34 protein-coding genes are annotated in these 20,480 nt (G+C 48.7%); all 34 read right to left on the bottom strand.

Going from position 1 to position 20,480, the window contains the following annotated elements; genetic code table 11:
- Window positions 1–117: 117 nt before the first annotated feature.
- On the bottom strand, window positions 118–231 hold the full coding sequence (gene rpmJ / locus EV209_RS04235; protein ID WP_003497809.1) for a 50S ribosomal protein L36: 114 nt from the start codon (window positions 229–231) through the stop codon (window positions 118–120).
- Between the two features lie 101 nt (window positions 232–332).
- A complete protein-coding gene (gene infA / locus EV209_RS04240) occupies window positions 333–551 on the bottom strand; it encodes a translation initiation factor IF-1 (RefSeq protein WP_130433361.1) in 219 nt (72 codons plus the stop codon).
- A 12-nt stretch (window positions 552–563) separates the two neighbouring features.
- Window positions 564–830, bottom strand: a complete 267-nt coding sequence (locus EV209_RS04245; protein ID WP_130433363.1) for a KOW domain-containing RNA-binding protein — start codon at window positions 828–830, stop codon at window positions 564–566.
- An 11-nt stretch (window positions 831–841) separates the two neighbouring features.
- The gene (gene map / locus EV209_RS04250) at window positions 842–1,609 is read right to left on the bottom strand and encodes a type I methionyl aminopeptidase (RefSeq protein WP_130433365.1); all 768 of its coding nucleotides are present in this window, start codon (window positions 1,607–1,609) and stop codon (window positions 842–844) included.
- Between the two features lie 3 nt (window positions 1,610–1,612).
- On the bottom strand, window positions 1,613–2,257 hold the full coding sequence (locus EV209_RS04255) for an adenylate kinase (RefSeq protein WP_130433367.1): 645 nt from the start codon (window positions 2,255–2,257) through the stop codon (window positions 1,613–1,615).
- 71 nt (window positions 2,258–2,328) lie between these two features.
- The gene (secY, locus tag EV209_RS04260; RefSeq protein ID WP_130433369.1) at window positions 2,329–3,660 is read right to left on the bottom strand and encodes a preprotein translocase subunit SecY; all 1,332 of its coding nucleotides are present in this window, start codon (window positions 3,658–3,660) and stop codon (window positions 2,329–2,331) included.
- On the bottom strand, window positions 3,660–4,100 hold the full coding sequence (gene rplO / locus EV209_RS04265; protein ID WP_130433371.1) for a 50S ribosomal protein L15: 441 nt from the start codon (window positions 4,098–4,100) through the stop codon (window positions 3,660–3,662). The genes secY and rplO overlap by 1 nt, the downstream gene beginning before the upstream one ends.
- Before the next feature lie 26 nt (window positions 4,101–4,126).
- Window positions 4,127–4,309 (bottom strand): 50S ribosomal protein L30, encoded by a 183-nt coding sequence (gene rpmD / locus EV209_RS04270; protein ID WP_130433373.1) that lies wholly within the window; start codon window positions 4,307–4,309, stop codon window positions 4,127–4,129.
- Window positions 4,310–4,322: 13 nt separating this feature from the next.
- Window positions 4,323–4,832 (bottom strand): 30S ribosomal protein S5, encoded by a 510-nt coding sequence (rpsE, locus tag EV209_RS04275; protein ID WP_130433375.1) that lies wholly within the window; start codon window positions 4,830–4,832, stop codon window positions 4,323–4,325.
- A gap of 15 nt (window positions 4,833–4,847) precedes the next feature.
- Window positions 4,848–5,216: a 50S ribosomal protein L18 gene (gene rplR / locus EV209_RS04280; protein WP_130433377.1), complete on the bottom strand. Its 369-nt coding sequence runs from the start codon at window positions 5,214–5,216 to the stop codon at window positions 4,848–4,850.
- 18 nt (window positions 5,217–5,234) lie between these two features.
- The gene (gene rplF, locus EV209_RS04285) at window positions 5,235–5,777 is read right to left on the bottom strand and encodes a 50S ribosomal protein L6 (protein WP_130433379.1); all 543 of its coding nucleotides are present in this window, start codon (window positions 5,775–5,777) and stop codon (window positions 5,235–5,237) included.
- 53 nt (window positions 5,778–5,830) lie between these two features.
- The gene (gene rpsH / locus EV209_RS04290) at window positions 5,831–6,232 is read right to left on the bottom strand and encodes a 30S ribosomal protein S8 (protein ID WP_130433381.1); all 402 of its coding nucleotides are present in this window, start codon (window positions 6,230–6,232) and stop codon (window positions 5,831–5,833) included.
- Window positions 6,233–6,248: 16 nt separating this feature from the next.
- Window positions 6,249–6,434: a type Z 30S ribosomal protein S14 gene (locus EV209_RS04295; protein ID WP_130433383.1), complete on the bottom strand. Its 186-nt coding sequence runs from the start codon at window positions 6,432–6,434 to the stop codon at window positions 6,249–6,251.
- A 14-nt stretch (window positions 6,435–6,448) separates the two neighbouring features.
- Window positions 6,449–6,988 (bottom strand): 50S ribosomal protein L5, encoded by a 540-nt coding sequence (gene rplE, locus EV209_RS04300; protein ID WP_130433385.1) that lies wholly within the window; start codon window positions 6,986–6,988, stop codon window positions 6,449–6,451.
- A gap of 23 nt (window positions 6,989–7,011) precedes the next feature.
- A complete protein-coding gene (rplX, locus tag EV209_RS04305) occupies window positions 7,012–7,335 on the bottom strand; it encodes a 50S ribosomal protein L24 (protein ID WP_130433387.1) in 324 nt (107 codons plus the stop codon).
- Window positions 7,336–7,344: 9 nt separating this feature from the next.
- Window positions 7,345–7,713, bottom strand: coding sequence for a 50S ribosomal protein L14 (gene rplN / locus EV209_RS04310; RefSeq protein WP_130433389.1), 369 nt, complete (start codon window positions 7,711–7,713; stop codon window positions 7,345–7,347).
- A 66-nt stretch (window positions 7,714–7,779) separates the two neighbouring features.
- The gene (gene rpsQ, locus EV209_RS04315; protein WP_130433391.1) at window positions 7,780–8,037 is read right to left on the bottom strand and encodes a 30S ribosomal protein S17; all 258 of its coding nucleotides are present in this window, start codon (window positions 8,035–8,037) and stop codon (window positions 7,780–7,782) included.
- Window positions 8,038–8,054: 17 nt separating this feature from the next.
- Window positions 8,055–8,261 (bottom strand): 50S ribosomal protein L29, encoded by a 207-nt coding sequence (gene rpmC / locus EV209_RS04320; RefSeq protein WP_130433393.1) that lies wholly within the window; start codon window positions 8,259–8,261, stop codon window positions 8,055–8,057.
- Window positions 8,251–8,688 (bottom strand): 50S ribosomal protein L16, encoded by a 438-nt coding sequence (gene rplP, locus EV209_RS04325; protein WP_130433395.1) that lies wholly within the window; start codon window positions 8,686–8,688, stop codon window positions 8,251–8,253. Before rplP ends, rpmC begins: the two co-directional genes overlap by 11 nt.
- A gap of 2 nt (window positions 8,689–8,690) precedes the next feature.
- Window positions 8,691–9,347, bottom strand: coding sequence for a 30S ribosomal protein S3 (gene rpsC, locus EV209_RS04330; RefSeq protein WP_130433397.1), 657 nt, complete (start codon window positions 9,345–9,347; stop codon window positions 8,691–8,693).
- A gap of 13 nt (window positions 9,348–9,360) precedes the next feature.
- The gene (gene rplV, locus EV209_RS04335) at window positions 9,361–9,747 is read right to left on the bottom strand and encodes a 50S ribosomal protein L22 (RefSeq protein WP_130433399.1); all 387 of its coding nucleotides are present in this window, start codon (window positions 9,745–9,747) and stop codon (window positions 9,361–9,363) included.
- Window positions 9,748–9,775: 28 nt separating this feature from the next.
- On the bottom strand, window positions 9,776–10,051 hold the full coding sequence (gene rpsS / locus EV209_RS04340) for a 30S ribosomal protein S19 (protein ID WP_130433401.1): 276 nt from the start codon (window positions 10,049–10,051) through the stop codon (window positions 9,776–9,778).
- A gap of 30 nt (window positions 10,052–10,081) precedes the next feature.
- Complete coding sequence (gene rplB, locus EV209_RS04345) at window positions 10,082–10,930, bottom strand: 50S ribosomal protein L2 (RefSeq protein ID WP_130433403.1); 849 nt, start codon at window positions 10,928–10,930, stop codon at window positions 10,082–10,084.
- A gap of 128 nt (window positions 10,931–11,058) precedes the next feature.
- The gene (rplW, locus tag EV209_RS04350; protein ID WP_130433404.1) at window positions 11,059–11,358 is read right to left on the bottom strand and encodes a 50S ribosomal protein L23; all 300 of its coding nucleotides are present in this window, start codon (window positions 11,356–11,358) and stop codon (window positions 11,059–11,061) included.
- Window positions 11,358–11,978, bottom strand: coding sequence for a 50S ribosomal protein L4 (gene rplD, locus EV209_RS04355; RefSeq protein WP_130433406.1), 621 nt, complete (start codon window positions 11,976–11,978; stop codon window positions 11,358–11,360). The genes rplW and rplD overlap by 1 nt, the downstream gene beginning before the upstream one ends.
- A 25-nt stretch (window positions 11,979–12,003) precedes the next feature.
- Window positions 12,004–12,639, bottom strand: coding sequence for a 50S ribosomal protein L3 (rplC, locus tag EV209_RS04360; RefSeq protein ID WP_130433408.1), 636 nt, complete (start codon window positions 12,637–12,639; stop codon window positions 12,004–12,006).
- A gap of 121 nt (window positions 12,640–12,760) precedes the next feature.
- Window positions 12,761–13,078 carry a 30S ribosomal protein S10 gene (gene rpsJ / locus EV209_RS04365; RefSeq protein ID WP_130433410.1) on the bottom strand — a complete coding sequence of 106 codons (318 nt, stop codon included), beginning with the start codon at window positions 13,076–13,078 and terminating at the stop codon, window positions 12,761–12,763.
- Between the two features lie 389 nt (window positions 13,079–13,467).
- Complete coding sequence (locus EV209_RS04370; RefSeq protein ID WP_130433412.1) at window positions 13,468–15,018, bottom strand: ABC-F family ATP-binding cassette domain-containing protein; 1,551 nt, start codon at window positions 15,016–15,018, stop codon at window positions 13,468–13,470.
- Window positions 15,019–15,343: 325 nt separating this feature from the next.
- Window positions 15,344–15,604 (bottom strand): Txe/YoeB family addiction module toxin, encoded by a 261-nt coding sequence (locus EV209_RS04375; protein ID WP_130433414.1) that lies wholly within the window; start codon window positions 15,602–15,604, stop codon window positions 15,344–15,346.
- 4 nt (window positions 15,605–15,608) lie between these two features.
- Window positions 15,609–15,869 carry a type II toxin-antitoxin system RelB/DinJ family antitoxin gene (locus EV209_RS04380; RefSeq protein ID WP_130433416.1) on the bottom strand — a complete coding sequence of 87 codons (261 nt, stop codon included), beginning with the start codon at window positions 15,867–15,869 and terminating at the stop codon, window positions 15,609–15,611.
- A 256-nt stretch (window positions 15,870–16,125) separates the two neighbouring features.
- On the bottom strand, window positions 16,126–16,380 hold the full coding sequence (locus EV209_RS04385) for a hypothetical protein (protein WP_130433418.1): 255 nt from the start codon (window positions 16,378–16,380) through the stop codon (window positions 16,126–16,128).
- A gap of 46 nt (window positions 16,381–16,426) precedes the next feature.
- Complete coding sequence (locus EV209_RS04390) at window positions 16,427–16,612, bottom strand: hypothetical protein (protein WP_130433420.1); 186 nt, start codon at window positions 16,610–16,612, stop codon at window positions 16,427–16,429.
- Window positions 16,613–16,706: 94 nt separating this feature from the next.
- Window positions 16,707–18,734: a DUF2264 domain-containing protein gene (locus EV209_RS04395; protein ID WP_130433422.1), complete on the bottom strand. Its 2,028-nt coding sequence runs from the start codon at window positions 18,732–18,734 to the stop codon at window positions 16,707–16,709.
- Window positions 18,735–18,743: 9 nt separating this feature from the next.
- A complete protein-coding gene (locus EV209_RS04400; RefSeq protein WP_130433424.1) occupies window positions 18,744–20,480 on the bottom strand; it encodes a heparinase II/III family protein in 1,737 nt (578 codons plus the stop codon).

Below are 20,480 nucleotides of genomic sequence, written 5' to 3' on the forward strand. Positions count from 1 at the left end.
TTAAATGATATGAACAACACCTCCTGGTGGTTCATACCGCAGCCGCCTTACATTATGGCATACTTTTCCACGGATACACGCCCCGTGAAACGCCATTTTCCATTACTGCAGGGTAAATCAGCCCTGTCTCTGCTTATGTTTGGGATTCTCGCAGATTACTCTGATACTGCCTTTTCTCTTGATGATTTTGCACTTCTCACAAATCGGCTTTACAGAAGATCTAACCTTCACAGTACATTCTCCTTTCCTCCGCACAGACAAGTCCGCACGGGTGCTAACAAAAGTCCGCTTTTCATTATATCACCACCAGGGTGAAGAAGTCAAGCAAAACCTTACTTATCTCTCCAAATGATCCTTCCTTTGGACAGATCATAAGGAGACATCTCCAAAGTCACTTTATCTCCGGGCAGAATACGAATATAATTCACACGCAGCCTGCCGCTGATATGCGCCAAAACCTTGTGCCCGTTTTCCAGTTCTACGGAGAACATGGCGTTGGGCAGCTTTTCCACTACTGTTCCTTCAATTTCAATGACATCTGTTTTCGACATTCTGGAAACCTCCTATGCGTGATATGCCTTCCACAACTTCAATGCACGTTTTATTTCTTCATCGCGTACCGTCCGGCCCTCTGCAAACTTCCGCGCCAGCTCTTCATCCCTGCCGGCCGGTTCCACATGCTTCCGGTTCTTCTTCTTGGGGACTGCCGCCTGCTTCAGCCTGCCGTCTGACACCCAAAGAAATTTTTCTTCCGCATGCATCACCACATAAAGACAGTCCGCGTCATGACCTGCCAGGCTTCTGACAATGCTTCCTGCTTCCAATTTCATGAAGCACCCCGTCAGTTCTGTCCCTGGGACTTCAGCGTAAAGATTTCCGGATCGCCTTCCGTGATCAGCACCGTGTTCTCATAATGAGCGGACAGAGAACCGTCTCCGGTCACCACCGTCCAGTCGTCATCCAGAATCAGCACGTCATAACGCCCTTCATTAATCATGGGTTCAATGGCCAGCGTCATGCCTGGACGAAGCCGGATTCCACGGCCCACTGTTTTAAAATTAGGCACCTCCGGATCTTCATGGAGATGTGTGCCGATCCCGTGCCCCACCAGGTCACGGACCACGCCATATCCGAAACTTTCCGCATACTGCTGAATGGCTGCCGAGATGTCATGCAGATGATTCCCGGCCCGGGCATATTTAATACCTTCGAAAAAACTCTGCCTGGTCACATCAATCAGCTGCTGCGCTTCTCTGCTGATCTCCCCGACTCCCACCGTTCTTGCGGCATCCGCGTGGAACCCCTGATAGATCAGGCCCGCGTCAAGGCTGACAATGTCGCCCTCCTGGACAATACGGTCCGGGCTGGGAATCCCATGTACCACCTCATCGTTCACAGATACGCAGATCGAAGCGGGATACCCGTTATAATTTAGAAATGAAGGCACGCAGCCAAAGCTGCGGATCTTCGCTTCTCCCATCCGGTCGATATCTTTCGTGCTCATACCGGGACGAATGCCCGCGCAAAGCTCATCTAGAGTTTCCGCCAGCAGGCTTCCGGCCTTCCGCATAAGTTCAATTTCTCTTGCAGATTTAATTGTTACTGCCATTCTTTATGCTCCTAAAATCTCTGCGATGTCAGCAAAAACAGTATCCATCGGCTTTGTTCCGTCCACTTCCTTCAGAACGCCCGCCTTCTTATAATAATCAATCAAAGGCTGTGTCTGCTCGTGGTAAACGCTCAGACGCTTTTTTACTGTCTCCGGCTTATCGTCGTCACGCAGCACCAGATCGCTGCCGCATTTGTCACAGATCCCTTCCTTCGCCGGCGCATGATATGCCACATGATAGGTGGCGCCGCAGCTCAGGCAGGCTCTTCTTCCGGACATACGGTTAATGATATTTTCATCAGGAACTTCCACATTCACCGCATAATCAATCTTCTCTCCCCGGGAAGACAGCGCCTCATCAAGGCATTCCGCCTGGGGAATTGTTCTGGGGAAACCATCCAGGATGTATCCCTTTTCACAGTCAGGCTGTGCGATCCGGTCCATCAGCAGATCTACAGTCAGCTCATCAGGCACAAGCATCCCCTGATCCATATAGGTTTTCGCCTTTTTTCCCAACTCCGTGCCGTTTTTGATATTGGCGCGGAAAATATCTCCGGTGGAAATATGAGGGATCCGGTATTTTTCAGCGATCTTATCCGCCTGGGTGCCTTTTCCAGCTCCAGGCGCTCCTAACATAATAATTTTCATATTAAGAACCTCCGTCCACGGTCGGTCATACAGGGCCGGCCGGCACAGCCAGCGCCGACCGGATTCCTGGATCAGTCATTCAAAAAACCCTTATAATTACGCACCAGCATCTGGGATTCCACCTGCTTGATCGTCTCCAGAGCCACGCCCACAATAATGATGATGGAAGTTCCGCCGAAGGACACCTGCTGGATGCTGAACACACCGGCAAAGAAAATCGGGATTACCGCGATCACAGCCAGGAAACCTGCTCCGATAAACACGATATAGTTCAGGATCTTGTTCAGGTAGTCTGACGTGGGCTTGCCGGGACGGATACCCGGAATAAAGCCGCCCTGTTTCTTCATGTTATTTGCAATCTCAACCGGATTAAATGTGATTGAGGTATAGAAATATGCAAACACAATAATCATAGCCAGATATACGATCAGGCCGATAGAATACCAGGGAGCGCTGGCACGGAACCAGTTGCTGGAGGACATACCCGCCAGAATATGATTCCAGAATGTGGACTTAATAGTAAAGAAGCTGGCGAAAATCGCCGGCAGCGACAAAATAGAAGAAGCAAAAATCACAGGGATTACGCCTGCTGTATTTACTTTCAGAGGGATAAAGCTGCTGTTCCCTCCTACCATCTTCCGCCCCTGCATCTTCTTTGCGTACTGTACCGGTATTTTATGCACACCATCCTGCAGAATGATGGTCAGGACCACCACACCGATGATAATGGCTGCAATCACCAGCGCCGCGAACACCTGCATCGCGATGCTCTGCCCCTGCATGAAGGCTTCATAGAGAGAGTACAGATCATTCGGAATCCTGGACAGGATATTGATTACCAGGATAATGGAGATACCGTTGCCGATTCCCTTCTCGGTAATCCGCTCGCCCAGCCACATCAGCACCGCGCTGCCTGCGGTCAGAACAATTACCACTGCCGCAACTGCACAGATCTTTCCGAAAATGGACATGGCGCCATAATTGTCAATCAGCCCCTTGTTGCCAAAGCCAATCGCCATGGCCACAGACTGAATCAGAGCCAGAATCACAGTAAGATAGCGGGTGAATTCCGCAATTTTCTTTCTGCCTTCTTCTCCATCCTTCTGCATCTCTTCCAGCTTCGGAATCGCAATGGTCAGAAGCTGCATGATAATGGATGAAGTGATGTAAGGGTTAATACCCAGGGCGAACACTGAAAATTTCTCAAAGGAGCCTCCGGTAATGGCATTCAAAAATCCCATATTATCCTTCAGGCCTGCCAGCAGTGTCGCAATATAGCTGGAGTCCGTACCAGGTACCGGAATACCGGAACCCAGACGGACAATTACCAGAATAAACAGAGTGAATAAAAGTTTCTGTCTTACCTCTTTTACCTTCAATGCGTTTTGAAAGGTTTTAAACATCAGATCACCTCAGCAGTCCCACCAAGTGCTTCGATTTTAGCTTTTGCGCCCTCGCTGAATGCATTTGCCTTTACGTTAAGTTTCTTTGTGAGTTCGCCATTGCCCAGAATCTTTACGCCGTCGCGGGGATTCTTAACAATGCCGTTTTCCATCAGAATCTCAACTGTTACTTCTGCGCCGTCCTCGAATCTCTCCAGAGCGGACAGGTTGATGCCCACAATGTTCAGGGAATTGCGGTTTGTGAAGCCTCTTTTAGGAATTCTTCTGTACAGAGGCATCTGGCCGCCCTCAAAACCGGGACGGGGAGCGCCGGAACGTGCCTTCTGACCTTTGTGACCCTTACCAGCAGTCTTTCCGTTGCCGGACGCATGACCGCGGCCGCGTCTGAAGTTATCGCTGTGTACGGAACCTGCTGCAGGGGTTAAATTTGATAAATCCATGGTTGCACCTCCTTGCTGTTTCTCGATTAGATTTCTTCTACTTTCACTAAGTGTTTTACGTGCCAGATCATTCCTCTGACAGCCTCGTTGTCAGGCAGCTCAACAACCTTGTGCATCTTGGTCAGGCCAAGCGCCTCAACGGTCTTTTTATGCTTCGGAACTGCACCGATCGGAGATTTCACTAATTCAATCTTTAACTTACCAGCCATGTTTTTCTCCTCCTCAGCCTAAAATCTCTTCCACAGACTTGCCGCGGTTCTTGGCAACTTCTTCAGGAGTCTTCAGGCAGTTCAGACCCTCCATGGTAGCCATAACAACGTTCTGCTTGTTGTTGGAACCCAGGGACTTTGTACGGATATTTTTTACGCCTGCCAGCTCCAATACGGAACGCGCGGGGCCGCCTGCGATGATACCGGTACCTTCCGGAGACTTCTTCAGCAGTACGGATGCGCTGCCGAATTTTCCATAGATATCATGCGGGATACTGCCGTTCTCATCGATCGGAACAGTGATGAGCTTCTTCATAGCGTCTTCTTTCCCTTTGCGGATCGCTTCCGGGATCTCAGCCGCTTTGCCCATTCCTGCGCCAACGTGGCCATTCTTGTCTCCTACAACCACCAGTGCAGAGAAACGCATGGTACGGCCGCCCTTAACAGTCTTGGATACACGCTTGATTGACACTACCTTATCTTCCAGCTCAAACTGGCTGGGGTCAATAATTGTATGTTTCATCTTATTCCTCCTTGACTAGAATACCAGACCAGCTTCTCTTGCTGCATCTGCCAGTGCCTTGATCTTACCCTGGTAAATAAAACCGCCTCTGTCGAAAACAACTTCAGAAATGCCTGCTTCAACGGCTCTCTTGCCGATCACAGCGCCCAGTTTTGCAGCTGCTTCCACGTTGTTGGTCTTTTCCAGTTCAGCCTTTACATCCTTCTGCAGAGTAGAAGCGGATACTAAAGTCTTGCCAACGGTGTCATCGATGATCTGTGCATACATATGATTATTGCTTCTGAACACAGCCAGACGAGGTCTCTCAGCCGTGCCGCTGATGTGGTTACGCAGTCTTCTGTGCTTTTCATGACGGACTTCTGTCCTTGATACTTTATTAACCATATCGACCTTCTCCTCCTATTATTTCTTACCAGTCTTACCAACTTTACGTCTGATTGTCTCATCGGCATACTTGATACCTTTGCCCTTGTAAGGTTCCGGTCTTCTCTTGTCTCTGATTTCAGCGGCGAATTGGCCAACTTTTTCTTTATCAATACCTTTAACGATGATCTTGTTCTGACCATCCATCACTGTCTCGATTCCTTCCGGATCAGTCATGTCTACCTGGTGGGAGTAGCCCAGGAACAGTGTCAGGACCTTGCCCTGTTTCTGTGCTCTGTAACCTACGCCGTTTACTTCCAGGACTTTCTCATAGCCCTGGGTCACGCCAACTACCATGTTGTTGATCAGGGTTCTGGTCAGGCCATGCAGAGATTTCATTCTCTTCAGATCGTTGGGTCTTGTCACCAGGATCTGGCCGTCTTCCATTTTAATTGTCATCTCCTCGGGCAGGACTCTTTCCAGAGTGCCCTTGGGGCCTTTTACAGTCACTTTGTTATTTTCTGCGATATCCACAGTAACGCCTGCGGGAACCGCGATAGGCATTCTACCGATACGTGACATGCCGTGTACCTCCTTTTATTGTGAACCTTTCCGGTCCTTTTCGGGTTATCCTATTACCATACAAATGCCAGCACTTCGCCGCCGACATTCTCTTTTCTCGCTTCTTTGTCAGTCATCACACCCTTATTGGTGGAGATGATCGCGATACCCAGGCCGCCCAGTACCTTCGGCAGTTCCTCGGTGTTTGCGTATACACGCAGGCCGGGCTTAGAGATTCTCTTCAGGCCGGTAATGATCTTTTCGTTCTTATCCTTGCCATACTTCAGAGTGATGCGGATGGTCTTAAAAGAGCCGTCCTCCACCACCTCATACTTTGTGATATATCCTTCTCTGTCCAGAATGTCAGCGATAGCCAGCTTCATCTTGGATGCAGGTACATCTACTGTATCATGTTTTGCAGTATTCGCATTACGGATTCTTGTAAGCATATCTGCAATGGGATCGCTCATTGTCATCTTGATTGCCTCCTTTTTACCAGCTTGCTTTCTTTACGCCAGGGATCTGGCCCTTGTATGCTAACTCACGGAAGCAGATTCTGCAGATTCCGTACTTTCTCAGATATGCATGCGGGCGGCCACAAATTCTGCAGCGGTTGTATTCTCTGGTAGAGAATTTCTGCGGACGTGACTGCTTAATCTTCATAGAAGTCTTTGCCATGATATTCCTCCTGATTATTTATGAAACGGCATATTAAATAATGTCAACAGTTCGCGGGCCTCTTCATCGGTCTTCGCGGTAGTTACGAAAATAATATCCATTCCTCTTACCTTGTCAACCTTATCGTACTCGATTTCAGGGAAAATCAGCTGTTCCTTGATACCCAGTGCATAGTTGCCTCTGCCGTCAAACGCGTTGGGATTCACGCCTCTGAAGTCGCGAACGCGGGGCAGAGCCAGGTTGATCAGACGGTCTGCAAACTCATACATTCTCTCGCCGCGCAGCGTGACCTTGCAGCCGATGGGCATTCCTTCTCTGATCTTGAAGTTGGCGACAGACTTTCTTGCCTTCGTTGTAACCACATGCTGTCCGGTGATGGTTTCCAGCTCTTTTACAGCTGCGTCCAGAACCTTCGCGTTTTCCTTCGCCTCACCGACACCCATGTTGATGACGATTTTCTCTAACTTGGGAACTTCCATAATATTCTTATATCCGAACTTCTTCATCATTGCATTTACGATTTCGTTCTGATATGTCTCTTTTAATCTAGCCAATGCCTTGAACCTCCTCTCCCGGATTATTTCGCGCTGGTCACTTCATCAATGACTTCGCCGGTCTTTTTGTTTACACGGAACTTTTTACCATCTTCCACCTTGAATCCAACACGTGCTGCTTTACCGTTCTCGCAGTACATCACATTGGAAATATCAATGAAAGCTTCTTTGGTAACAATTCCGCCCTGCTGATTTCCAGCGCTGGGCTTTGTGTGCTTGCTCACTACTGCAACGCCTTCTACCAGGACCTTATCGCCCTTCACGGCCAGCACTTTACCCTCTTTATCTTTATCCTTACCGGTAATCACCTTAACGGTGTCGCCTTTTTTGATCTTATTTGCCACGATGACGCCTCCTTATAATACTTCTGGTGCCAGAGAAACAATCTTCATGAACTGCTTTTCTCTCAGTTCTCTTGCTACCGGTCCAAAAATACGGGTTCCTCTGGGGGTCTTATCATCTTTGATGATCACTGCTGCGTTCTCATCGAATTTGATGTAAGAACCGTCTTTACGACGTGCGCCCCTGACAGTACGAACTACAACGGCCTTCACAACATCGCCCTTCTTTACAACACCGCCGGGTGTAGCATCTTTAACAGAAGCAACGATTATATCGCCGATATTAGCATATCTTCTTGTTGATCCACCCATAACACGAATGCACAGCAATTCCTTTGCACCGGTGTTATCAGCAACCTTCAGTCTGCTTTCCTGCTGAATCATGCCTAAACTCCTTTCAACTTTACCATTCTTCACACGCTGCCGCGTGTGCCGTATTGAAAAAACAGATTATTTTGCTCTCTCGATGACTTCCACCAGTCTCCATCTCTTGTCCTTGGACAGCGGTCTGGTTTCCATTACTCTTACTTTATCGCCTGTTTTGCAGGTGTTCTCTTCATCATGAGCTTTCAGTTTGTAGGTTCTCTTTACAATCTTGCCGATCAGCGGATGTTTTACATTATCCTCGACAGCTACTACGATGGTCTTATCCATTTTATCACTTACGACCTTGCCTACACGGGTCTTTCTCAGATTTCTTTCCACAATAGCTCTCCTTTCCGCTCTTACTCAGCTTTCGCCTGTTCTGTCATAATGGTCTGGATTCTGGCAATGTTCTTGCGAACTTCCTTGATTCTGCTGGTATTGTCCAGCTGATTGGTCGCGTTCTGGAATCTCAGGTTGAAAAGCTCCTTTTTAGCAGCTACTAATTCATCATTCAGCTCTGCGGCAGATTTCTGCTTCAGATTCTTTACATATTCATTAATTTTCACTGTTATCACCGCCTTCTAAGTCTGCACGAGAAACAATCTTGCATTTACAAGGTAATTTGTGCATAGCCAGACGCAATGCCTCCTTTGCGGTCTCCTCGGGAACACCAGCAATTTCGAACATAACACGGCCGGGCTTTACAACTGCTACCCAATACTCCAGAGTACCTTTACCGGAACCCATACGGGTTTCAGCGGGTTTGGTGGTTACCGGCTTATCCGGGAAGATCTTGATCCATACTTTACCACCACGCTTGATATAACGGGTCATAGCAACACGGGCTGCCTCGATCTGATTGGACTTGATCCAGCAGGGCTCCATTGCCACAATACCATACTCACCGTTGGAGATGGTATTGCCGCGGAGAGCTTTTCCTCTCATGGTGCCACGGAACTGCTTACGACGTTTTACTCTCTTAGGCATTAACATAATTATCTATCTCTCCCTTCCTTTACAGACTTTGTTGGAAGAACTTCGCCCTTGTAGATCCACACCTTTACGCCCAGTTTGCCGTAGGTGGTATCTGCTTCAGCGAAACCATAATCAATATCAGCTCTCAGGGTCTGCAGCGGAATCGTACCCTCGCTGTAGAACTCGGTGCGGGCAATATCAGCTCCGCCCAGACGGCCGCCTACCGCAGCTTTGATACCCAGCGCGCCGGCCTTCATGGTTCTGGACATGCTGGACTTCAGAGCGCGCCTGAAGGAAATACGGTTCTCCAGCTGAGACGCGATGTTCTCAGCAACCAGCTGAGCGTCCTTATCAGGTCTCTTAATTTCTTTAATATCGATAAACAGCTTCTTTGCAGTCATTTTCTGCACTTCAGCCTTCAGCTTCTCAATTTCAGAGCCGCCCTTGCCGATCACAACGCCGGGCTTTGCGGTGAAGATGATCACCTTCACACGGTCGGATGCTCTTTCAATTTCGATCTTGGAAACGCCTGCGCTGTACAGTCTCTTTTTCAGGAATGTTCTGATCTTGTAATCTTCTACCAGGTTGTCAGCGAAATCTGCTTCTGCGTACCATCTGGAGTCCCAGTCCTTAATCACGCCGACTCTTAAACCATGAGGATTAACTTTCTGTCCCATATTTTCCTCCTTATTATCTCTCATTCAGCACAATGGTGATATTGCTCATTCTCTTTTCGATCCTGTAAGCTCTACCCTGTGCTCTCGGTTTGATTCTCTTCATAATCGGGCCCTGATTTGCGTAGCATTCCTCAATATACAGCTTCTCAGCGCTCATGCCATTGTTGTTTTCAGCGTTCGCAATGGCGGACTCCAGCAGCTTCTTCACCAGGCTGGACGCATATCTGGGGCTGTAAGTCAGAATACCCAGCGCGGTCTGTACGTCCTTGCCTCTGATGGCATCTAATACGAAACATGCTTTCTGAACGGATACTCTCGCGTAAGACAGCTTAGCAGACGGTCTTGTATCCTTCTGTGCATTTCTCTCTCTCTTAATTTGGGATCTATGTCCTTTAGCCATGAATGTTACCTCCTTTCAATATCCGCAATCAGCGGGACTTCTTCTCGTCCTTGCCATGACCTCTGTAGGTTCTGGTGGCAACGAACTCGCCCAGCTTATGGCCTACCATATCTTCGGTCACATATACCGGAACATGTCTTCTGCCATCATGCACTGCAAATGTATGGCCTACAAACTGCGGGAAAATCGTTGAACGGCGGGACCAGGTCTTAATTACAGACTTGTCTCCGGAAGCGTTCATGGCATCTACCTTCTTTAACAATGATTCGTCAGCGAAAGGTCCTTTCTTCAATGAACGAGCCATAGGTTATAACCTCCTTATCGGTGTATATGATTACTTGCTTGCGATTGTCTTGCCGTCGCGTCTTCTCACGATCAGCTTGTTGGACTTCTTGTTCTTCTTTCTGGTCTTCAGACCCAGAGCGGGCTTGCCCCAAGGGGTACAGGGACCCGGACGGCCGATACCAGTCTTTCCTTCACCACCACCGTGAGGATGGTCGTTAGGGTTCATCACGGAACCGCGGACTGTGGGACGGATGCCCATGTGACGCTTACGTCCAGCTTTACCAATCTTAACCAGCGCGTGCTCGCCGTTGCCAACAACGCCCATGGTTGCCTTACAGGAGATCGGAACCATTCTCATTTCGCCGGAGGGCAGACGCAGCGTTGCATACTTGCCTTCCTTCGCCATCAGCTGTGCGGAAACACCTGCGGAACGTACCATCTGTGCGCCTGCGCCGGGATACAATTCAATGTTGTGTACCTGAGCGCCGATGGGGATAGCGGACAGAGGCAGGCAGTTGCCGACTCTAGCCTCAGCGTTTTCACCATTCATCACTTTCATGCCTACCTTCAGCCCTTCAGGAGCCAGGATGTAGGACTTTTCACCGTCTGCGTAGCAGATCAGCGCGATATTTGCGGTTCTGTTCGGATCGTACTCGATAGACTGAACAGTTGCAGGGATATCATTTTTATTTCTCTTAAAATCGATGATTCTGTATTTTCTCTTGGAACCGCCGCCCTGATGTCTTACAGTAATCTTGCCCTGATTATTGCGGCCGGCATTTTTCTTTACACTTGTCACAAGAGACTTCTCAGGAACGCTCTTTGTGATCTCTGCGAAATCATATCCAGTCATGTTTCTTCTGGATGGTGTATATGGGGTATATTTTTTAATTCCCATGAGTGTTGCTCCTTTCTCGTGCAGCCTCGGAAATGCTGCTGTTTTTCACGGCGCGGATCGCCGTATAAGTTCTTCCCCGGAGTGGGGAGTTGCGAAGGGATGGCCCTTTGCTTGCGTTCGTTAAGCGATCACAGCCCCTGGAAAATCTCGATATCAGCGCTGTCGGCTGTCAGCTTTACGATCGCTTTCTTTGTCTTTGCGGTCAGGCCTACTACCATGCCTCTTCTGCGCTTCTTGCCCGGGCAGTTCATGGTGTTCACGCGCTCTACTTTTGTGCCTGTGAACATCTTTTCCACTGCATCCTTAATCATCTGCTTATTTGCTTCAGGATGAACCAGGAAGGTATATTCCTTATTGGCCATGCCGTTCATGCTCTTCTCAGTGATAACGGGTTTCAGGATGACATCATAATACTGTACGTTAGCCATTATGCATACACCTCCTCAATGGTCTTCACTGCATCGGAAGTAGCGATCACAGTGTCATATTTCAGAATGTCGTATACGTTGATGGTGTTGGTCTGAGCAGTCTTCACCGCAGGAATGTTTCTTGCGGACAGAATCACGTTCTTGTCATTCTCATTCAGAACTACCAGAGCCTTGTTCACCTTCAGGTTGTCCAGAACTGTCTGGAACTTCTTTGTCTTAGCTTCTTCCATCTTCAGCGCGTCCACAACGATGAACTTGTTCGCCGCAACTCTGGAGGTCAGAGCGGACTTCAGCGCCAGCTGCTTTTCTTTCTTGTTCAGCTTGATGGTGTAATCTCTGGGAGCGGGGGCAAACACAACGCCGCCGCCAGTCCACTGGGGAGCTCTTGTGGAACCCTGTCTTGCATGGCCTGTTCCCTTCTGTCTCCAGGGCTTTCTTCCGCCGCCGGAAACTTCGGAACGGGTCTTAGCCTTCTGCGTACCCTGACGCTTATTTGCCAGCTGGCTCACAACAGCCATTTTTACCAGATGCTCGTTGACTTCTACGCCAAACACTGCATCGTTCAGGTCCATTTCTCCAACCTGCTGGCCTTCCATATTATAAACAGATACTTTTGCCATCTGTGTGTTCCTCCTTTCCTAAACCTCAGCTGTTCTTCTTTACTGTCTCTTTGATGGTTACCATGGACTTCTTGGGTCCCGGAACACAGCCCTTCACCAGCAGCAGATTGTTCTCTGCGTCAACCTTGACAACTTCCAGATTCTGGATTGTCACTTTCACGCCGCCCATCTGGCCAGGCATGCCTTTTCCCTTGAACACGCGGCCGGGTGTGGTTGCAGAACCGTTGGAACCCTGGTGGCGGTGGAATTTGGAGCCGTGAGCCATAGGTCCTCTGGACTGTCCGTGCCTCTTGATGGCGCCCTGGAAGCCCTTGCCCTTGGAAACAGCGGTTGCGTCGATCTTATCGCCGGCTGTGAAGATGTCAGCTTTGATTTCATCCTTTACGGAGTACTCTTCTGCGTTCTCCAGGCGGAACTCTCTTACATATCTCTTATAAGAAACTCCTGCCTTGTCAAAATGGCCTTTCACCGGTTTGCTCACCAGTTTCGCCCTCTTATCCATGAAGCCTACCTGCACCGCGCTGTAACCGTCGTTCTCAACTGTCTTCACCTGTGTCACAACACAAGGGCCAGCCTGCAGAACAGTTACCGGAATCAGAGCTCCATTTTCGTCGAAAATCTGTGTCATTCCGACTTTGGTTGCCAAAATCGCTTTCTTCATGTTTCTACCTCCTGTTTAATCTACAGCGGATTGCTTATTGCAATCATCCTAGAACAGTGGATATAAGTGGAACATTCAATGTTGCTTCTATATCAACCAATTCTGGATATTTCACTCAAAATTATTTTGTCTTCATCTTGATGTCGATGAATACTCCGGCGGGCATTTCCAGTCTGGACAGCGCGTCCACAGTCTTCTGGGAAGGAGCTGTGATATCGATCAGCCTCTTATGGGTTCTCTGCTCGAACTGCTCTCTGGAATCCTTGTACTTATGCACTGCGCGAAGGATGGTAACTACTTCCTTCTTTGTGGGCAGCGGCACCGGTCCGCTTACCTTGGAACCTGTCTTCTTGACAGTTTCGATGATCTTTCCCGCTGACTGATCCACCAGCTGGTGATCATACGCCTTCAATGTGATTCTCATTACTTGACTTGCCATAAAAAAAGTCGCCTCCTATTCGTACTTTTCGAAGCACGACAAGCGGTGACTGTACACTTGCCCGTGTGTATCGCATCGCTCCACACACAAGAACCTACTGTTATCTGTAGATGTTTCATTCTGTACAGTGACTTGTCGCCAGTTTCCTAACTTGACATTCGCTCCACGGAAAACCTGCCACAATGGGGCAGCAACCTCTCGCTTCTACGCTATCATGCCACAGCATTATTTACTATACTATATGCTTTTTAAAAAATCAAGCACTTTTTTCAAAAAAATGCAGATTTTTCTCTAATCAACGCTCCCGTGTGTTTCTTGCATTCAAAAATCATGCCACAGCAGGATTTTCCCGGCCGGAATGGGGATCATTCTCCCGGCCGGTTCCTTTTCTATTTTTTCAGGCTCCATTCCATGCAGTCCCAGACCTCCGTAGCCAGCCCCTCATAAAATTCAGGTTCGTGGCAGATCAGCAGCAGGCTGCCCCTGTATTCTAAAAGCGCCCGCTTCAATTCGTCCTTTGCATCCGTATCCAGATGATTGGTGGGCTCGTCCAGCAGCAGCACATTGCTGGGCCTGTTGATCAGCTTGCACAGCCGGACCTTAGCCTGCTCTCCCCCGGAAAGCACGCGCACCAGGCTTTCTATGTGCTTGGTGGTAAGCCCGCACTTGGCCAGGGCCGCCCGGGCCTCATACTGAGTGAAAGACGGGAATTCGTCCCAGAGCTCCTGCAGGCAGGTCTTATTGGACGGCGCAATCTCCTGTTCAAAATACCCGGTTTCCAGATAATCCCCCAGCTCCACGCTGCCGGATAAGGGAGGGATCAGTCCCAGAATGCTTTTTAATAAGGTGGTCTTCCCGATGCCGTTTGCCCCGGTGAGCACCAGCTTCTGGCCCCGCTCCATGGACAGGTTCAGCGGAGGGCTCAAAGGCTGATCGTATCCGATCACCAGGTCCGTTGTCTGAAAAATATATCGTCCCGGGGTTCTGGCTTCTTTAAAATGAAACTCCGGCTTCACCCGCCCTCTGGCCAGTTCGATCACTTCCATCTTGTCCAGCTTCTTCTGCCTGGACATGGCCATATTTCTGGTGGCCACCCTGGCTTTATTTCTGGCCACAAAATCCTGCAGCTCTTCAATTTCCTTCTGCTGCCGCTTGAACGCAGCTTCCTGCTGCGCTTTTTTCATTTCATGGACTTCCAGGAATTTATCGTAATCCCCCACATACCTGTCCAGGCGCTGGTTTTCCATATGGTAGATCAGGTTGATCACACTGTTCAGAAACGGGATGTCATGGGAAATCAGGATAAACGCATTTTCATATTCCTGAAGATACCGTTTCAGCCACTCAATATGCTCTTTATCCAGATAATTGGTAGGCTCGTCCAACAGCAGAATATCCGGTTTTTCCAGCAGCAGCTTTCCCAGCAGCACTCTGGTGCGCTGGCCGCCCGACAGTTCCGTAACATCCGTATCCAGGCCCACCGCATCCAGCCCCAGGGCGCGTCCCACTTCTTCCACCTTTGCATCTATAATATAGAAGTCATGGGCCATCAAAAGATCCTGGATGGTCCCCATTTCCTCCATCAGGGTCTCTAATTCTGATTCCGAAGCCTCTGCCATTTTCTCACAGATTTCGTTCATCTGCTGTTCCATTTCAAAAAGATAAGCAAAAGCTGACTTAAGCACATCCCGGATGGTCATGCCCGCCTCCAGCACGGTATGCTGGTCCAGATAGCCCGTCCGCACATATTTAGCCCACTCCACCTTACCTTCATCCGGCTGAAGCTTTCCGGTGATGATATTCATAAAAGTGGATTTTCCTTCCCCATTTGCCCCCACCAGCCCCACATGCTCGCCTTTCAGCAGCCGGAAGGATACATCTTTGAAAATCGCCCGGTCTCCGAAACCATGGCTCAGATTTGTTACGGTTAAAATACTCATCTTTCGTTCTCCAATCATTTCCCCTTAATTACTAAGAGTATCAGAGGTATTATACACAAATATACCGCCTCTATCAATAATGAATTTAAGAACGCTTAGTCCAGGAAATAAGAATCCCGCTGGCGGGATTCTCCGCCTGCGGCGTGTCGCTTTAGCGACGTAATTCCTTACGCCGCAGTGCGATCCCCCGGAGGGTTTTGTTTCATAGGGAACGTTGTTTCCTATGCAACAAAGTTGGCAGACTTCTGTGGGTTTTACGATATTGGGACCCTTATGTCAAACCTACGACAAAAAAAGAACAGGTGGAATCATCCTCGCCTGTTCTTTAACCATTATAATGTCCTTTGCAAGATGCAATAATAATTGCTTCTTCCTTTTCACAATAAACAATTCTATTTGTTTCGTCGATTCTTCTGCTCCACCACCTACTCAGATTATCTTTAAGTGGTTCAGGCTTACCAATGCCGTCATAAGAGCCTCTTTGTATATCTTTAATAATAGCATTGATTCTCTTTAATGTTTTTTTATCTTCGGTTTGCCACTCACAATATTCATTCCACGCTTTTTCTTCCCAAAGTAGTCTCATACACTCATTCCTCTATCAAATCGTGCTCAACCAACTTGGCTTTCCCCGATTCAATATCAGCGACAATAGAGCGCAAATAATTCATATTGCTCTCTGAATAGAATGGATCAACTGAAACCTCAAATGGTATTCTTTTTTCCCTGCTAACTTTGGTTGCAAACATGGTAAAAGCAGTTGTCATTGAAAGTCCCATTTCTTTACAAGCCTGTTCCATACCTTTTTTCAAATCTTCGTCCATGCGGAAATTAACCATTGTCTGTGCCATAAATGTCACCTCCTTCTTTTTTATCTTAGCACATTGTAAAGCACAAGTCAATATATTGCTTTACAGTAATATATGCACTTTTACGAAAATCATGCACAACTCTAAATCCTCAAATTAGAAAATTATGCTAAATTATCTATTTTGTCAAATTTTGTCGTCACGATGCCCGGCGTACCTATATCACAAAAACAGCGTTGGGCGATCAGAACAAATATATCCATACCTGATCACCCAACGCTGTTACTTTTACCGCTCACTACTCTTCCATTCCTATACCCTTCAGAAACTGCCGGATCTCCTCTGTGGAAAGCTGGTTCAGATCACTCCGTACAGGGTCCTGAAGCCAGTTATTGATCTCGCCCAGCTGTTCCGATATCTCTTCTGAATATGGCATCTGTACAAGCCGCTCAACGTTCTCCTGAATCAGTGCTAAAGCTGCTATAGAATCTCCGCTTACTGCATTGCTGTTGTACCCCTTCTCCAAATACCTGTAATGCGCATAAATTTCCATCCTGCACCCGTCTGCACTTCCTAACGCAAGCCCTACAATGTGGGTGTCAGCTTTTTTGATATCTGTGAATCCCGTTGTATATCAGTGTCCTGAAATTCTGGTAGCTGTCCGCAATCCCGGATATTGAAGTTTCTTTCATTCGGTTCAAAGTATACCCCTGGACAATACAAATACCCAGAAGGATCACTGCCAGAATTGAAATGCACCCGGTTATCAGCTTGTATTTTTTCATCTTGAATTCCCCCGCTTCTCTTCTTAAAAGCCGGAGACATGCTGCCATGCCTCCGGCTTTTATTATATCCTATACCATACGGCTCTTCTGAAAATCAAATCACCGTCCGCCCGTCCAGCTCACTGTAATTCACCGTCAGGCATCTCCCATCTCTCATCTTCAACTCGCAGACAAAAGGATTATCCCATTTAGAGGATTTCTTCATCTCCAGTGAAACCACCGGCAGCAGCTCTTCCTCAGTAAATGGCACGTCCGCAGGCTTCTGCAGCATCACGCAGGCCAGAGGCGGCATCGCGTCGTACCACTCCTTGCGGGAAGCTTCGGCATACAGCAGACAGCTCTTGTCCGAAACAGCGCTGACCCCTTCTCTGATCACACTGTTCACCTGCTGCCACCCCTGCAGCAGTACCACAGCCGTCTGCATTCCTCCGCTCACCGCGATCCGATAAGGATGCCCCTGCACTTCTCCTTCTTCCACCTGAACCTGGTTCTCTTCCACCGGAAGCCCGTAGTTCCCCAGGGTTACGGTAAAAGGCCTGTCTGACATGCGGAAACGGTCCACCCGGACTGTACCGTAAGGCACCTCAATATCCGCCAGATCCACCCGGTCCATGCGCGTGGCAGGAAGGTCAAAATACGCCCTCCGGTACAGCACGCCGCCGTCCCGGCCGCAATAAGCCATAGACGTAGGCACAGCGCCATCCGGATATCTGGAACATTTGCAGAAATATGCCATCGCTTCCGCAGGCCCGCCGGAAAACTTTTCCCAGGGCAGAGCAGAAGAGAACGCCACTCTGGAATAGGCAGGCAGATAATCACTTTCCGGAGAAAGGATGAACTTTGAGGTCTTAATTTCTGTAATCCCGCTCTCCCTGTGATTTACAAACTGCATTCCGGAACCGTCAACTGTCACTGATGAAACGCCCTGCGCCCCTGCAGCAGAACATTCGTTGTCCTCCAGCCCGTCCCAGCCGTCTTCCTCCTTATCCGTCCAGAAAGGATGATCCTCCGGCAGACAAAGGCACAAAAACGCTTTGCTCATCCAGAACGGGCTCCCCGAACAGGAATAGTTCTGTACCATTGCGGAAAACGGCCCATAGAACCCAAGGCAGGGCACGCCATTCATAAACATCTCTTCCCTGGTCAAAAACTGGAGCAGGTTGCCGGACATCACACGGCGCGCAAGCCCAGGATGTAAATTGGTATGCTTCAGCCAAAAACTGGCGGCAAAAGGGGAACAGGTACAAAAACGGTAGGTGCCGCTCCGGCCCCAGAGAATGCTTTCTCCGTTTCTGCCGAACATTCTCCAATAGCTGCGGATAAACGCATCATGATTGCGCTCGATCATTTCCGCCATTTCCGGCTCATGCTCATAACCGTACCAGTCGCACCAGCAGTTGGCGTCCACCATGAATTCCCAGGCGGAATAATAGTCGAATAAGTTCCCGTCCCTGTACCAGCCGTCACCGGCATAGAGAGAAAACAGATATTCCAGATGGTCCTGGTAAATCGTTTCATCCACCGGATACCCCACACATTTCAAAAAGGTAAGCGCATGCAGGTTGAAAAATCTCCAGTTGCTTTCATGGGTTCTGTAATGTCCGAAGTCAGACATGAACTTCGCCACAATATCTTTTTCTTCCTGGGTATAACGGTCCCAGATCACACTGCGGCTGTTCATCAGATTAATCGCCATAATCCCGCATTCTACCGTCTGCTGGTAAGGGCCTCCATCCGGCCTTTCCTTCAGAAGCTCCTGCAGCGTTCCAAATGTATTGGGTGTTCCGGCCTGCATGCCTGTCACAATCTGATGGGCATAATAATCCCGGAGATTGATGCCGCCCAGCTCCAGCGTCTCATCCTCCAGCATCAGCGGAACTGCCATGCACATGGTACGGGCCAGCCCCTCATACCGGGCGGCCCCCACTACGCCGGGCTTTGAATCAGGCCGGGGATAACTGATTTTGTTTTCAGAACGGGGAGGCATCACCGGGTCATCCAGAGAATGAATATGGGAAAATACCCCGATCAATACCATCTTAGCCGCTTCCAGCCAATGCTTTCTTGTCATTCCGGTATATGGGCTGGTTATATAATCCGGATCATTCACTGAAAATTTCATCTTATACTCCTAACTCAGCACAAAGCAAAATCTGCATGACAGTTCGCCAGACGCAGCCGCAACATAATCAATTTTGTAAGCCTTCAAAGGCTCGCCATGGTGTCCCGTGTAAACTTCCTCTGTGATCACGGGATACATCTCTTCATTTTCACATACAATCAGAAGCTCTTCACCGTTGTTCTCCAGGCCCTTCGCCGCAATCTTCACACCCTCGGCGGTCACAACAGGCTTCAGCGTCGTAATAAAACGTTCTGTAACAGGGAGGGAAGCATCCGGAAACCAGAAACGGTCTTCCAACACAATACTGCGGCTGGACGCACATTCCAGCTTTCGAACAAAGCTTTTCAGCTCCGGCAGGCCATACGCCCCGGCGAGCTCCAGCTCAAAACAGTCCTCTGAAGCATTCAGAACCTTTGCCCGGGCATTTTTACCCGCAGCCTGTTCATGAGAACCGATCAGCGGCACACTGTGTCCGCGGGAAGAATTGACCAGGAAAGAATACCGGGTTTCATCTTTAAAGTAATCGGCCACATATTCCCCGGCCCCCAGATCGCACAGCAGATACTCAGAAGGAGTGCTGATGCAGAAGCTTCCAAGATCATTATGATTATGGGGTTCTCCATTGTCTCCGCCCTTTGCAGTCACCGAATAGCAGCACGTATTTTTGATATACCACTGGGCGTCAGGAAAATAGAAACTCCTTTTCTTCCACTCAGCTTTGGACAGTTCCGGATCTGTCCAGAGAAAATTGCGCAGACACGGCCCGTACCGGAAGCAGTGATCCTGCCCAAAATGGTTGTGAAATTCATCCGGAGGAACCTGGATATCATCAAAATGGTGATAGAGAAAATGGCTCAGCGCCCTGTCATGGCTGAATTTCAAAATATTATTATCCGAAAAGGTCAGGCTCAGATTTCTGCCGATCAGCACTTTTTGCTGAAACTGCGCTATTTTATGAACCTTTTCTCCTTTCAGAAGGTTGACCTTACCATCTGTATATTGCTGGTACAGGCTGGCGAACATGGTATAAAACACAAACCCATACCACCAATATGTGTATCCTTCAAGACACGCCCCATCCTCAGTAAATCCGGACAGGAAATTTTTCAGGCATTCCATCAGCCTGGGCATTGCAGCATCCACTTCCTGCTCAGATCCCTGATACAAAAAGGCCATTCCGACTGCTCCTGCGCAAACCGCAGCCCAGTTATTGTCCATGTGCTCCCACCTGTTATCCAGGTTTTGAAACAGGAACGCATCCACAATCCTTCTTCGTACCTCATACCTTAGCCTTTCCTGTACAGGAGCGGACAGTTCCTCATGGAGCAGATAGTCTATCTCTGCAAGGGCAGCCCCGGTTTCGCAGGAAAACAGATCCAGAAATACTTCCTGGCGCTGAACGGGTAACTCCGATGGCACATGGGCAGGCAGAGACCAGGTAAATTCATCGCATACAGCCCACACTGCGTCTTCCAGCGCTTCCAAATATTTCTTTTCTCCGGTTATCTTGTATATGATAGAGAACACGCACAGACGCCTGCGCCTCGCAAAATAATTGTTTTCATAAATCAGGCGGTTTCCATCCACCTGATACATGTGATATTCTGAGTAACGAAACGGTTCTACCGGTAAAAAAAGGAGGCGGTCAGCCGCCTCCTTCATCTCATCAATATAACTCCGGTAAAAGGCGTTCTCAGAAATTTCCTTCCATTTTTGCTCATTGCTTTCCAACAGAATTCTTTTCAT

The organism is Cuneatibacter caecimuris (genome assembly GCF_004216775.1).
Lineage (GTDB): Bacteria > Bacillota > Clostridia > Lachnospirales > Lachnospiraceae > Cuneatibacter > Cuneatibacter caecimuris.